Below are 14590 nucleotides of genomic sequence, written 5' to 3'. Positions count from 1 at the left end.
TACTTGGGGATCCCCTACTAGCGGAATCCCTCCAACTGTCACCTGTCGATATAGAAACGTATACAGGAACTTAGGCATAAACATACCTGATTCATCAAACGCTAGGGCTACTCAGAACTCGTGCCACAAGACTCGTACGTCAGTCCTCTTCTTTATATGTGTCCCTTACGTCTCGTGACTTGGGATGCATTTGGTGGTACACCGCGAACCAAAAACCGCCAACGATTGCGGCTGTCGCAAATCCAGCCGCAAACGGTGGCACCCGATCGCTGGACTCGCCCTCTTCTTCTCTTGACTCCCGGTCGTGCTGGGACACCTGGACTGATGACGACCAAGCCGCAAATGCTACGAACGCGACCGTTCCTAGTACCAGCCAGAAGTACAGGCTTTTGATGAGGCGCATTCCTTCTTCTCGATGTAAGCCACAGCTTACGTGTAAGCCGCAGCATACAGACATGGTTTAGGGATGGCAACCGACATCTGCGTGAAGATTGAGCGGCGGATTCGGGTTCTTCGAACCATAAATAGTCTGATGAGCCACGTATGTTTACGCCAAGTTATCCCTGACAGCCAGCGCTTGACCGCAAGTAGGGGTAGCCCCTACCCGAGAGAACTCATGAGGTGGGATCCGCCGTAAGCGGACTCCCATACTTGAGACTGTGATCTGCTTAAGTTGAGTGATGAGATACGAGCCAAGGGTTGGACTGGTCTCTGTCCTGATTGCGGAATTATTCAAGACGTTGTGGAGAGTATTTCGAAAATAGGTTGCTTCTGTGAATCGCAAAAAGCATCTAATTTGGTGCGGGTGCGAATAACGCTTCACTATTCTGCCGCATCCTCCCCCAATTTTCCCACCATGCCAAACCCAGGAGATCGGCTTCCTGATGGTTTGCGAGCTGGGAACGGCTGGAGGCCGGATTCCCACTCAGGGGGTTGAGGATCAGGGATCTTGGTTCTCAGATTACGAGCCAGCCAGGTTAATGGCGCTTCGAGTTCTTGATCAACTACATAAACAGAAGGACCGGGACATTTTGGCTCAGTGGACGTTCCGAGAGACTATCTACCCAATGGCAAACGTCGGCAAATCGAGCAAGCCCTTCAAGAGAAATCGGGAGATAGAGAACGCTATCGCTCAGGCGACCCAGTATGCGGGTGGCGTTGCCCTATTTCAGGTGCCGAGCTGGGTCAGACCTCGTGTCGATGCATTCGTGGTAAGTCCAAAGATAAAAAGAGATTCGATGGTTTGTTTCGCATGTGCCGTCTGCAAAACCGGATTCGGGCTCTGCCGATTTACCGAACTACGCGATGGTGATGTGAAGTCATGCTGGTGCCTGGAGGATAAAGAGAAAAGAGACTACCAGGCTCGTCAGGTGAACAAGATATCCGCCAGAGATCTGCGCAAGATCTACGACGACCGAACCTCCATTGGAATAACAGCTACTCTTTCGAAGTGGGGGATTACAAAATCCACTCTCGACCACGCCTGCAAGGACAAGTACTCACGTCTGACACGAAAGCAAATAAATATCCAGAATGAAATCTATCTGCTGGCAAACGTCCGCGGTGTCAAGGCTGCGATGGCAAAGTTTGAACTCAATCATGCGGAAACGATGACCATCTGCGGAATCGCCCGCAAGCGTAAAGCCGCCGAGAAGGCGGAGGCGATTGCAGCTTGGGTTGCGATGCCTGAGTCGCGTAAGTCGGCGATCAAGACCATCATCAAAGAAGGTAGATCAATGATCCGCGATGTAGTGGAACAGGCCACAGGCGGTCTCGAGGCTCAGCCTTGGGACTGGTACGAGGAAGGCCGCTACTGGGGCGAGCTGACCATAGCTGAGTACTCTACCTGCGGCGAGTACAGTTATTTCGGATGGGCGGTTGATGTCGTACGCGCACTACCTGAAGAGTTCGCCGCATCAATCTTCGGATCCTCAGTCATACAGTTCATCGAAGTCATCAAACAGACGGAGAGCGGTCGAGCTGGACGTCGCAGGCGCTACAAGAACAAGATCTCTTCGATTGACACCCCCTTGGTCAAGCGAAAGAGATCACCAGCAGCCAAGATGAGCGGCAAGTACTTCTTCCCACCCATGGGTAGCCAGGACATAGTCGCCGGGATCTCAATATACGCTCTCGCTGCATAGAAGGATTCACATGCCACGTAAGCTGATCATTATGAAGCCGTCGAAGGTCACACCTGAGAAGGCAGCACGCGGAACCTACTTCCACCCCGACAAGATCAATGGTGTTGGGCTCGCAAAGTTGCTCATGTCTCTACCACCTTCAGTACTGAAGAAGCTATGTGAGGACATTGGCGACTAAGACCTGGTAGTCCTCAGACTGGTGACGTACCAGGATCAGGTCCTGGTACCGGGTAGAGACGCTTGAACGCCGAGCGAGCCACGTCCGAACCCCCAGGACCTCTGATAACTTCCAAAAACGGCATAGCAGTCATCATGACAGCTACGGTTGAACTGTTTATAAGGTCATTGATCTCGTCCTCTTCGTAGGACGATTCGACTCTGCCATCGGGTTTGATTCGTTTGCCCAGTTGTTCTATACCCGTGTGAGTGTAACCACAGAGTGTTTTCCATGTGGTCCCGCTGTATTGAGTGAAGACCCGTCGTTTTGGAACGTGTCATCCAGAGATGCCGCTAAGTCTTTCCAGGTTCCATAAGGTGTACCCATCGTTGATCACTTCCAGTTCCCGAGAACTGGCCAAAAAGCCTGCAAACAGCCCTCTGTAAGCAGCTTCTAAGAGAGGACGAAACAGTGCCAGAGCAGACCTTGCCAGTCTTTCGTTTTTCAGCAGGGTCAATATCGCCTCATGGTGGGACATGACCACGGAGACAAAGGCCGTAAACAGGAACAGGCGATCGTCGGCTCCATGAACTCCTCCCAACTCATCCGCAATGCACTGATGCATCTCTTCAGCACGCATCATATTTTTCAGGGACAGGTCGCTCAACATCCGGTCAGAGTACCACCGTACAGAAGGCATAAAAATAACGTCACCAGGTGCATCACGAAGCGTTTCAATCGCAGGAAAGGAGCGATGAATGCAGGATTAGCTAGGTGCCAAGGAGCCTTTCGTGATTCGATGAATCAAGGAAGGCGGTGGTTCATGACAAAACCGAATATGGAGCGTTGCCCCGGCAGTGGGCAGAAAGTGTACGGGAAGGACGAGCCGGACGGCACTGTTCAGTGCAGGGTATGTGGCATCAGCTTTTTACCAATGAAGACCACGACCACCGAAGCCGGAAAGAAGACGTTTTCAGTCTCAGAGCACCCACGCCGGGCTAATCCTCCGCGCCGTAAGGTGGCTGCTGCTGCTTCTCTCCGGATACCTTCGTGGCGTGATAGAAGCAGGCGTCGTTAGACGCCTATCACCGGACGAACGTCCAGCCTGAGTCTCTGCAAGCCACACAGCCCTCTCCAGCGCATTCGCTGCATGGCTTCCAGTCCGTCAGGTTGAGAGCACCGCTGTTGCTGCCTGTGCCACGCTTCCCACCGAGTTTTTGACCGCACTGTACACCGATGAGGTTCATGTTGTAGGAGAACTGGCCGCAAGCGGTGCAAACAGCAACAGGTCGTTGTCTTGCCATAGCGTCAAGTATCTGTCACAGGACAACCCGGGACAATGGAGCCATGTCCGGCGTGCGAAAAAGGATCACCGTTTAACCAATATCAAGCGGCGCAGCGGCGGACCGGACTGAGCAGCATTCGCTACCGGCGTGTCAGTCTGCTTGGCTTCCGTGATTCTCAACACGGGTTTAGCGATTGGTGGTTGTGAGGGGTGTCATAACCCAGAGTTAGATCTGAACCCAACACCGCCGTCAATCCCACGAAAGTAGAGACCCGCTAAATGCGTGTCTTTCTGCATCACCACCGGCTTCAAGGAGTAAGAAGTTCATACTCGGAGCCCCTGTCGGGTGCATAGTAGTACGGCATAAACGAATGAAGATAACCCATTGATTTCAAGTATTGGAGCTGGATCTTATAAAACGCCTCCGCTTTCTCGATAGTTTCGAAGTGTTCTTCAAGCTGAACTTGTGGATGAATCGTTCGCTTCTCGTCCTCGTAGTACCAACCCTGCCCTGCGTGAGAGTCAACGTCCTAAAGAATTCATTAGAGTATGTCCTATCTCAAGCTGGCGGTATTCACCAGGGTGGTGGTCCTCAGGTGTTTCAGGCGCGTGTATCGCTTCAGGAGTCGCGGTCTTGGGGAGGGTTTGCATGATCACAGATTTTAGACGATCGTCTGGCGAGAAGACAGACGTGCTAACAACCTCACCCCAAATTCACTTTCACGAGCTGATGAGACGGCATTCAGCCGATGGGTGCGAGCCATCATCAAGAGAACACGACTCGAGCATTACCGATCCAGCTCAGATCACACATAGGAGTTCGACGAGAACTCCCAACCTGTGAGTCAGGAATCAACCTACGTCGATACTTCTCAACTCCCAGACGGCATCCAGCAGGTGGCTCATAAGCTCCTGGCCGGATTCAACATGGCTGAGATCGCTGGACAGCTTTGAGTCACCAGTGCAGCTCTCAAGAACAAACTTGCAAAATTCCGGAGGGCCGCGTTACGAAACGCAGCTTGAAACGCATCAGTAAAAGTGAGCAGCAAAAGATCCGGCATGACGGGCCCGGCGGCCACTGAATAAAGGTCGCCAAACACGTCGATACCTTGAAGCGCTCCGCGACCAGCCGTCGGCATGATTGGCGTGCAGGTTAAAGCTCTCAAATAGAGCGCATCGAGGATCAAAGAATTTCCTGCAACCCTTTTACGTCTTGCTGAGCAATCCTAGCGACTACATCAAAGCCCCTTGAAGAAATCCTGTAGATGTCTCCTTCTTTTTCACTAAATAGATTCTCTTTCTGTAATTCGTCTAAAGCGGCCTTCCAGCGAGCTCGTTCTCTAGCACTGCGGTTAGTGACGTATCCCTGCCCATTACTGATAAGGTCATACAAACCGTTCATCTCCGTCTCTAGGACGCTTCCGTGCTCATCCAAGGAAGCAGCGACCAACAGTGTTTGTGCGTCGTTCGATAGTCGAGGAATGGCACGCTCTTCCGTCGGAATGACATCTCCGCTCAGGAGTTCGTCGACCCTATATCCTGATCCGGTTACTCTTCGAATTGACTGCGAAACAGACTCAACATACCCAAGCTTCTCCAACTGACTCAATGCCGTTTTCCAAATGGCCAGGCTCTTCGGAGAAAGTTCTTTGTCGCCGTAGAGCTTCCCGCCGGCCGAGATGTAGTTCCTGCCAATCCTATCGCTTACCAAGATGTCGCCACCCGATGCAACAGCGTCCTTAAGCATCTCCGCCGCCTCTTCGGTCAGATCAGGTAGGCCAGCTACTGGCCTGACATTCGTTGGAACTTGCGCGACCGTCGCAGTGCGGTATAGCGGATCATTAAGCTCCAGCTCTAAGTGACGTCTAAAGTCCTTCTCAAATTCAACGATGCTATCGTAAGGATGGTACAGGCCTTTCTGCTGGCATTCCTTACGGAAGATTTCGAGGGCCGCGTATTGGGCCTGATCGTAGCCCCGAGGTAGCGGAGCGTTCGAGAAATACAACTTAACCGTCTTTTGTCTATCGGCGTGAAGTGTAATCTCCTCTACTGTCCCGCTCGTGTACGAGGTAGTAGGAGTTCCAAGCCGGATACCAAAGATGCCGATTAGGATATCGGCATCGTCCAATATCTGCTTGTTGACCAATACTTGTGGAGGGGCTCCCATCTGGGGAGTCGTGTGAGTCTCCCATTTCACTGGTAGCAGTACAATGCCGCGATTCCCCGCGTGTATCCCATTCCATTCGTTAATAACTTCAGTGGCAATTCGTCTTTCGTCTTGCACGTCCCCCGGTGATGCAATCATCACTCTTAGGACCTTGGCGTCGAAGCTCATTTCGTTCTCCTGTATATAGTTATAACCGCACCTTACCTCCAATTCCCAACAGGGGTGATGTCGAAAAACTACCGTGAGCAACGCTCCGTCACAGCCGACGCCGGCGGAAGAAGACACTATGAGCCAGAAGTCCACTGCTGAATACGTAGGTAATAAAATCATCACCGGCGTAGAAGATCTATCTCAAGTTGGAACCGACGTCTTCAAACTGTTGACGACAGCCAATCAGCTGACACCTTCACTCAGGGTTGAGCTATCCCAGTTGATCTCCGATGCAGAGCTCGTATCGAGACCGTCCACCGCGAACGCCGGCTTGGCTCAAGCAGCTCCAGAGGATATTCAAGTGATTGGTGTCGTATAAGGCACAGGCGCTCAGTCGTGACTGCCACCCCTGCCAACACTGCTTGAAGACCAAATCAAGAGTGACGGCGGCGACAGCTGTACATCATCTCCTCAAGATCACCACACACACGCATCTCAGACTAGTGCTTGAGAAAGTATTCAGCGTACGCACTGGATGTCATGTGGAACTAGAGAAGGAATCAGCATGAGAAAAGTGTCTTAGGTCATTAACGGTGATGAGTTACTGCTACAGGTTCCAACGACTGTGGTTGGTCACAAGCCGATCCCAACGAATGCAGTCTGCACCGTACCAGCATCATCTATGTGTCCTGTAACGGGTCACCCCGTATACGACCTTCATGGTCGTATCAGAGCGGTGGAGCGCGGCCACACAAGCGGGCTTCACTTCGTTGCCGAGTTTTATCTCGTTCACGATCATCACGCCCGCGCAGTCATAGTCGACTGCACGCATCCTGTCTTGTACAGCAAGGTGCTCAACGAAGACACCGTTCGCAAAGACGCATTAGCTCCAACGGGAAGATCGTCAAGACCACGGTCGATGACGATGCGCCATTAGACATGGTGTATCAGTAGAAACCCGAGGGGTAGGGGGATGCTTGTTTCACCACAACGGGTTGGAGAACCACACGCTCGTCACGCGCATATTCCCGCTAAATAGGAATTTACGAGTCGAGGCCCCAGTATTGCTTTAAGTAGGCAGTAAGTAGCGTCTGCCCGATGGTAGCTCCCATCTTAATCCCGCCGCTCAACACCTTAGGGCCGGTTCGCTTGATCCATCCAGAAGCTCCAGCTCCCATAGGTGCGTCATCCTGTTTTATTACAGTTGACAGTTCATGAACCTCGGCTTTGCTGACACCTGAACTCAGCAGCAGTTCTTGCAGCTGATTCCAATCGCCTGGTGTGAGGCCTTGTTGACTCACATTTATTGTCGAACGTCCCGATGAAACGTAGACTTGGCCCCCGTAGATGTTATTGACGATTGTCTGATCAACCTTCTGTTCAGCTGCATGGCTCAGGGACTTGAGATCTCCATCCTCTTCGCCAACTTCGGTCTGGATTTCTAAAGCTAGATTTAAGACCCTCGTTCGGATGGTGTCGATGAGTTCAACAATAGCGGACCTCGGAATCTCTTGGTAAGCGGATATCAGCACCATGTGTCTGCTGTTCTTTAACTTCGTTTGATAGTAAAGCGCAAGGTTTTGAGGCCAAGGTATCGTCATTGTGCCATCGTCCGTGCTTCGATGGTGTAGGAGATCTTCGTAGGCACTTATTGCCTGGGTGAGCTCTACTGTGCGCGCGAAACGTTTGTGGTCCTCCTCCAACAAATGTGAGGGAATTGGAAAGCCTGACCACGACGCATTCATGGCACCAGAAAAGTTACCTTTAGCTGGGCCGGCTGTAATCCGATATTCAGGAACGTCATCCCTATTTGGGTAGCCGTTGAGCTCGTTGTTCGCCCATTCCTTAAGCCTGGCGTTTCCAATTCGATGGGCAAGAATAACGCACTTGCGGAGCAAGGTAGCGATGGGCTTCGTGTGGTCGCTGGCTAGATCAATAAGCTCTTGAAGAAGCATGTCTACTAAGTTTACTGCACGACGAAATAGGTCATAAATGCCTGGCCCAGCCCCACAACCGACAGTACTCCGGGTCCTTAACGGCAACCCGTCTAAGCGAACACTCACAACCGCGATCCTAGTTCGCTGAAGCACCTGTTGTCCGACGTGCTGACGGTCACTGCTAAAATCGAATGGAAGTGCGTCGTCGCTGACGTGGCCTCACTCGATATGCTCCGTGGTGTCGACTTCTGCGTCGCTGGCTGCTTATTGCTTGAGCTACGCGCGATGGCGATCCGCAGATGATCGTATCCTCTGAAGGTCAGACCGTTTAGGAACCAATAGTCATCAAATCCGTCGAAGTAGTCGGCCTTAAGATCAAGCGTCGCCCCGCTACAACCATCGCGAAGAATGCACGGGTAAGGTGCGACTTGGATCCGATCAGGTCGGATTTGGTCGCATTTGACGATGAAGAATAGGAGCTAGCAAGAGTAATTAGTCGTACCGGACGAGAGCTGCGCAATTGGCAGGTGAGTCAACGCCAACAGCCATTGACCTTACCTAATTCACATATTTTGTACGAATTCAATTAGAGTCACTATACTCGGGGATCGTTTTTTGATGAAATTCCGGATCAAATGTCGCCTAAGTTGCCACTAAAGTCGTCAAAACACGATTTCGGTCTCTCTCCGCACATATTTCTTCTACCCCATCCAGTGGTAGTTGGTTGCAGTTCGACCACCCTAGAAGATTCATGCTGATATGCCTAAGGACCGTTGACAGGGGTCGTTTGCGTCATCAAGGACGCGAGCTTCTCCGACGTCACGTGGAGGTAGCCGCAAATTAGCACTACGTGTACCGGTGCGATGAAAGCAAATTCCATCTACGCGCCCGCGAGGCAGGGTCCGTCCGTCATTCCACCGTGGACAGGTAGACTCCGACTGCGCAGTCCCTCTTAGGTAGTAACGGCTTCGAGAAACCCATAGAGCGTCTTAGTGACATCCAATCCTGGACCACTCCCATTACTAGGCAACAGTGTCGCCCTCCGTGCCATTCAGATTACAGCCCGACATATGAGATCGTAGACAGTAGAGGAGAGTGCGACTTTGGTCAGTGCGACCGACACAATGACCACAGCATCAGGCGAAGGATTCGCTTCAGGTATCTGCCTTTTATCCTTTGCTCACGCTGTTCACCTGATAGTTGACTGGCGGTTGGCCGTTTTGACAAAGTAGAAATTTAGTCTCCTTTCCATTGAGGGTTTCGTCTTCAGAATATGTATCTGTTTCAAACCGTTATTGACGAAACGAGTCAAGTGCACGACGATCCTGTATGTGTAGGGATTGTAGAGTGTCCACTGACCGCCAGCATTCGCTTGTTCGCAACTTGTGTTTTGTGCCGTGTTGCAGTACAAAACTTGGGCTTGAGGATAAGCTCCGACGCTGAAAAACAGGCACATAATCGCAACGTAGATTCCGCGAGTTCGCATAAGAATTACCTCATAAGCAGTTGGAATATAGAACAACAGATTCACAAGTAGTTCGAAGATCACGAAGAGATCTGGCACCTCCATCGCTGATGTCATTGGATTCGAGGCGATATGAAGCACCGAATATGATCATTGAAGCTACGCTAACCGAGAACACTGATCTTCACCCGTTCGGGTGAAAGATAGTGATTTGTGCGCGAATTGAGTGCTAGGCTTTCTCCGGCAGCCTCTATTGATATCTTTAGCGAGGTGGAAAATTCGTGACCTCCGACAGCAACCTTAGCACTGCCCTAAACGCACTTTACTCTGCGCCTCTCTATCCAGAGTGCTGGAGCAAATTCGTATCCCAATTGACGAACATGAGCGGAATCAGTAAAGCCGCTTTGATATCTCACTTACGTGATAATGAAGGTCACCGTATTCTGGCCAATGTTGGCGAGTGCATGGTTGAAGGTGCGGAGTCCTACGAGACACATTACTACCAGTCGATGAATGGACGAAACGATTTCCCAGATTGGCCTCGTCTGGGCGAATCGTCATCCAAGGTCAAGAGCTTTGGGCAGAAGAGGAGATGCGGACGAGCGTCTTCTACAACGAGTTTTTGTCTAAACAGGGTATTTGCGAGGTGGCATGTGTTTCGGCGATTGCCTCTACAAAAGCATTCGAAGTACTGAGTATCTATCGCGGACCAAATGAAGGTCCGATTGATCGCGAACAGTTGGCCATGTTGCGAATCGTTGCCCCTCACCTCCGAACCGCTCTCGCAACCAAACATAAGTTGCAGGCGCTGCAACGCAGAGCTTGTGACCTTGAGTCGGCATTCGATCGATTGCCGACAGCGCTGGTGCTCGTAAATTTGAAGGGCAGGCCGGTTCTCGTGAATGCAGCTGCGCGTGCTATCTGTGACAAACGGGACGGGCTGGTTCTAAGCCATTCTGAAGTTGCGGCCCAAAAGCCCTCAGAAAACTCACGCTTGCGAGCAGCCATTTTACTAGCCATCCGGGCGGTCACAGAGAAAACACACCCCTCCGTTGCGGGCCTTGTCATCTCCCGCAATAGGGGGCGACCTTTGCAGATCTCGGTAGTACCGCTTATATCTCGCGACGCAGACGTACCGCAAGAGGCTGTTGCTACCATCTTCATTTCGGATCCGGACTGCCACGACGGCGCGGCTCCTTCCGTTCTCAGGGAGATGTACCGCTTATCTCACGCCGAGACGCGACTTGCCATTCTATTGCTGGAAGGTAAGTCCCTCCGCGAAGCCGCGGATTTGCTTGAGATTGGGTGGGAGACGGTGCGAACCCAGGTGAAGAGTCTCTTTCACAAAACGGGAACCAAAAGACAGGGGGAACTCGTGAGACTGCTTGACGCATGTTGAGCTAGTGGACTTCAGCCAGCTTATTGGGCTTTGGCGTAGTGGCTTTTGTTACAGGACGCGGTTGATTTCGGTGGCGTGGATTCTTATGGTGTATGTGCCCGCAGGGGTGGCGCTGGCGGAAGCTGTTAGTTCTCTGCGGACCGAGTTCAGTAGCCGTTGGAGTTCCGGGCCGCGGCTCAGGTCATGAAAAGGCCAGCTCGTTCTGAGTGCATAGATCTTCGTAGTCCAAGTGCCCGACGCTCAGAAGTGCGTAAAAGCGATCTCGGGCCCCAGGGCCTCGTAGGCGCTGACTGGACGGTTTTGGGCCCTGGTTGCCGGCAACGGCGCTACCTTGGTCTCGGGAATGGTTTATGGACCCAGCTTTAAACACCCATGTTTCGAAACATCAAAGGAACGACTGTTACACTACGCGATGTCGGTGTCGAACAGAACACAGAAGGTATCGACAGATCAGCTGAATCCCTTGCCGAGCGCTGCCGACCCTAAAGATGCTTGAGACTCTGGGTAGCTGCCTCCGGCAATAAAGAGCTACGAGTGGGATCTCTAATAATGAAGTTTCGTCCGGAAATTGGCCAGTTAGTTGTAGTTCGAAAACGTCCCTTTGTCGTCACCGAAATCATCCCTTCGGCCATGGGCCTCACCCCAGGCTCTAAGGGTCCCTCACATTTAATCAAGCTTTCATCGGTCGAGGACGATGGTCTGGGTGAGGAACTTCAGGTCCTGTGGGAGATCGAACCGGGGACTGCGGTACGTGAGAAGTCCGCATTGCCCGAGCCGGTGTCATTCGACTCTCCCTTGCGGTTGCAGGCATTTCTTGATGCGGTGCGTTGGGGGGCCGTTTCTCAGGCTGATGATCGCGCCCTTCAATCCCCGTTCCGCAGTGGTATTGAAGTTGACGAGTATCAACTTGACCCGGTCGTGCGCGCGCTCTCAATGCCACGAGTCAATCTGCTGATCGCCGACGATGTTGGTCTGGGTAAGACCATCGAAGCTGGCCTAGTGGTGCAGGAGATGATCCTGCGACACCGGGTGCGCTCTGTGTTGATCATCTGCCCATCTTCCTTGCAACTCCAATGGAAAGAAGAGATGCGAGATAAGTTCGGCCTTGAGTTCCGCATCATTGACAGCGAAAGTATCAGCCAATTGCGACGCAAACGCGGCATCCATGTAAATCCCTGGTCCCACTTTCCGCGGCTCGTCACCTCCATTGACTTCCTCAAGCGCGAAAGGCAACTGCGCACTTTCCGGGAGACCTTGCCGGCCGGCGATCAGCCCGCATATCCACGGGCTTACGACATGATGATCGTCGATGAAGCCCACAACGTAGCACCGTCTGGACGAGGCAAATATGCGACGGACTCCATGCGTACCGACGCCATTCGGTCGCTGGCACCCCATTTCGAGCACAAACTGTTCCTCTCCGCCACCCCGCACAACGGTTATAGGGAGAGCTTTGCCGCCTTGCTTGAGCTGCTCGACAGGCAGCGTTTTGCCCGTGCCGTAACGCCCGACCGCTCCCAGCTTGATGCGGTGATGGTCCGCCGCATGAAGTCTGAACTCAAGCTGCGTTGGGACGGCAGTCGGCGATTTGCTGAGCGAGTCGTGAAGCACTTGGAGGTGCCGTACACAGACGAGGAACGCCTAGCCCATTCCAACCTGCAACGGTATTCTGAATTGCGCCTTAAGAGCGCCGCTTCCGAAGGTGAGCGGCTTGCTGCGGAGTTTGTCCTCAAGTTACTCAAGAAGCGCCTCTTCTCGTCTCCGGCCGCCTTTGGCATCACGCTGGAAAAACACATCAATACGGTTGGCGCCAGGACCGTCGCCGCTAGTTATGCACGGGACATTGCTGATTACGGCGACGATTACGACGACGACGAGGAATATGAAGCCCAGATGGGTGAAGTGATGGGATCGGCGAGCCAAGCACTTTCGCCGGTCTCTGCCGAAGAACGAGGTCTACTCAAGCAGCTCAGTGATTACGCTGCCAAGACCAGTCTAAGAGCTGATTGCAAGGCGCGAACGCTGATTGATTGGCTGAAGCAGACCCTCAAGCCCGGCGGTAGGTGGAACGAAGAGCGAGTGATCCTGTTTACCGAATACCGTGCTACCCAGAAATGGCTCTACGACCTGCTGGCTCGTGAGGGATTCGCGAAAGAAGGTCGGCTGGAAATGATCTACGGCGGGATGGTTAAGGATCAGCGTGAGCGCATTAAGGCTGCCTTCCAGACACACCCCAAACAGTCGACAGTGCGCATCCTGCTAGCTACCGATGCAGCATCTGAGGGAGTGAACCTCCAAAACTACTGCTCGAGGCTCATCCACATCGAGATTCCCTGGAACCCCAATCGTATGGAACAGCGCAACGGACGCGTGGACCGCCACGGCCAGAAGTCGAATGAAGTGCACATCCACCATTTCGTAGGCTGCGGCTTCGGTTCGGCCAGCACAACGGGCAAGGTCGGCGATCTGGAAGGCGATCTGGAATTCCTCATGCGCGCTGCGCTCAAGCTAGAAACAATACGAGAAGATTTGGGTAAAGTCGGTCCGGTCATCGCCATCCAGGTCGAAGAAGCAATGTTGGGCCGACGCAACCGACTAGATACGACCCGTGCCGAGCTGGAAGCCGAACCAGTTCGTCGCATGCTCAAGTTTGATCGCCAGTTGCGCGAGCAACTGGAAAGGCTGGCTTCGCAGCTGCACGAGACCCAACATGAGTTGAACCTTACCCCCGAACACATCGAGAACGTCGTGCGTGTCGGCATGGAATTGGCCGAGCAAGCCGCATTGATCCCCGTCGAAATGAAGAGTATCTGGCCCGACCCCACCGGTGTGCGCAAATCCTGCCCGGTTTTCCGTCTGCCTGCACTCTCCGGCACCTGGGCTCAGTGTGCCGAAGGCTTGGCACATCCGCACACAAAGTCCATCCGCCCGATCGTCTTCGACCCCGCGCTGGCCGCGGGCCGCGATGATGTTGTTCTTGCCCATCTTAATCACCGTCTAGTGCAGATGTGCCTACGGTTGCTACGGGCGGAGATATGGTCCCTTGGTACGCAAGCCAAACACCTGTCCCGCGTCTCCGCCTGCGTGGTTGACGACTCCGCACTCAGTCACCCAGTCGTGATCGCACACGGCCGCATCGTCGTTCTTGGCGGTGACAACCATCGATTGCATGAAGAGATCATTGCCGCCGGAGGAGCGCTGATCGAAGGCCGTTTCAGCCGGCTTAATGTCAGTGAGACCAAGGCTGCGCTAGCTGCTGCCACTGATACACCCGTACCTGCCGCCATCGAAGCCCGTTTTCAGGCACTGTGGCCCAAGCAACACGATGCTCTCCTGGCATCTCTCGAAGCTCGCCGCGCCGAACGCACTAAGAATTTGGAGAAGAATCTCGAAGAACTAGCCGAGAAAGAAGGGAACAAGCTCAAGATCGTAATGACCGAATTACAACGCGCCATTCAGGGGGAGCTGGAAAGTAAGGACAATCCTCAGCTCATGCTTGATCTGGGTGGCGATGAACTTGGTAAGCAGCAGCGCGAACGCGATCTGTCTGCGTTGAGGCGTCGGTTCATGGAGATTCCGGATGAGATCGAACGCGAATCCGCGCACATTCGTTCCCGATTCCGCGACCCGAGTGCCAGGCTGTTCCCAGTGGCGGTAACTTGGCTTATCCCGCGGAGGGCAGTACTCGAAATCATCGGAGGTCGAGCATGAGCGGCATCAGCACCTCGCGACACCACGCCGACTGGCTCTCCCTCATCGAAGTCTCCGGCCCGTTCGTCTCGTTGCCGGTGCTTCTTAGGGTATTCCCCCAAGGTCTCGATCCCCGTGATCCGGCGCAAGCGAAGGCCCTGCGGGCTGCCTACGAGGACTGGCAGGAAAAGCCCAC

At 53.2% G+C, this 14590-nt stretch carries 7 protein-coding genes; 4 read left to right on the top strand and 3 right to left on the bottom strand.

The features are described 5' to 3' along the window. Positions 1-1238 precede the first annotated feature (1238 nt). Both HDF14_RS14490 and HDF14_RS14485 read left to right on the top strand, forming a co-directional pair. Positions 1239-2144 carry a hypothetical protein gene (locus HDF14_RS14490; RefSeq protein WP_183977899.1) on the top strand — a complete coding sequence of 302 codons (906 nt, stop codon included), beginning with the start codon at positions 1239-1241 and terminating at the stop codon, positions 2142-2144. 10 nt (positions 2145-2154) lie between these two features. Then, on the top strand, positions 2155-2322 hold the full coding sequence (locus HDF14_RS14485) for a hypothetical protein (protein WP_183977897.1): 168 nt from the start codon (positions 2155-2157) through the stop codon (positions 2320-2322). Positions 2323-2638: 316 nt separating this feature from the next. Here the strand turns inward: HDF14_RS14485 and HDF14_RS14480 are convergent, their stop codons facing one another. Together HDF14_RS14480 and HDF14_RS14475 are read right to left on the bottom strand one after the other, a co-directional pair. Next, a complete protein-coding gene (locus tag HDF14_RS14480) occupies positions 2639-2971 on the bottom strand; it encodes a hypothetical protein (RefSeq protein WP_183977895.1) in 333 nt (110 codons plus the stop codon). Between the two features lie 1798 nt (positions 2972-4769). After that, positions 4770-5921 carry a DUF4062 domain-containing protein gene (locus tag HDF14_RS14475; RefSeq protein WP_183977893.1) on the bottom strand — a complete coding sequence of 384 codons (1152 nt, stop codon included), beginning with the start codon at positions 5919-5921 and terminating at the stop codon, positions 4770-4772. Between the two features lie 118 nt (positions 5922-6039). Between HDF14_RS14475 and HDF14_RS14470 the strand changes: the two genes are divergently transcribed. After that, complete coding sequence (locus HDF14_RS14470; protein ID WP_183977891.1) at positions 6040-6282, top strand: hypothetical protein; 243 nt, start codon at positions 6040-6042, stop codon at positions 6280-6282. Between the two features lie 664 nt (positions 6283-6946). On the opposite strand, the gene HDF14_RS14465 is transcribed toward HDF14_RS14470, so the two are convergent. After that, the gene (locus HDF14_RS14465) at positions 6947-7858 is read right to left on the bottom strand and encodes a hypothetical protein (protein WP_183977889.1); all 912 of its coding nucleotides are present in this window, start codon (positions 7856-7858) and stop codon (positions 6947-6949) included. Between the two features lie 3395 nt (positions 7859-11253). Here HDF14_RS14465 and drmD point away from each other — a divergent pair. Continuing rightward, a complete protein-coding gene (gene drmD / locus HDF14_RS14460) occupies positions 11254-14415 on the top strand; it encodes a DISARM system SNF2-like helicase DrmD (RefSeq protein WP_183977887.1) in 3162 nt (1053 codons plus the stop codon). Positions 14416-14590: the final 175 nt, after the last annotated feature.

The organism is Tunturiibacter gelidiferens, assembly GCF_014201335.1.
Taxonomy (GTDB): domain Bacteria; phylum Acidobacteriota; class Terriglobia; order Terriglobales; family Acidobacteriaceae; genus Edaphobacter; species Edaphobacter lichenicola_E.
The sequence above is the reverse complement of the archived record's forward strand: the minus strand, read 5'-3'. Positions and strand labels throughout refer to the sequence as shown.

Excerpts from the sequence above, each read along its gene's own strand:
- HDF14_RS14485 (WP_183977897.1), top strand. The coding sequence starts at position 2,155 with ATGCCACGTAAGCTGATCATTATGAAGCCGTCGAAGGTCACACCTGAG.
- HDF14_RS14475 (WP_183977893.1), bottom strand. The coding sequence starts at position 5,921 with ATGAGCTTCGACGCCAAGGTCCTAAGAGTGATGATTGCATCACCGGGG.
- HDF14_RS14470 (WP_183977891.1), top strand. The coding sequence starts at position 6,040 with ATGAGCCAGAAGTCCACTGCTGAATACGTAGGTAATAAAATCATCACC.
- HDF14_RS14480 (WP_183977895.1), bottom strand. The coding sequence starts at position 2,971 with ATGTTGAGCGACCTGTCCCTGAAAAATATGATGCGTGCTGAAGAGATG.
- HDF14_RS14490 (WP_183977899.1), top strand. The coding sequence starts at position 1,239 with ATGGTTTGTTTCGCATGTGCCGTCTGCAAAACCGGATTCGGGCTCTGC.
- drmD (WP_183977887.1), top strand. The coding sequence starts at position 11,254 with ATGAAGTTTCGTCCGGAAATTGGCCAGTTAGTTGTAGTTCGAAAACGT.
- HDF14_RS14465 (WP_183977889.1), bottom strand. The coding sequence starts at position 7,858 with ATGCTTCTTCAAGAGCTTATTGATCTAGCCAGCGACCACACGAAGCCC.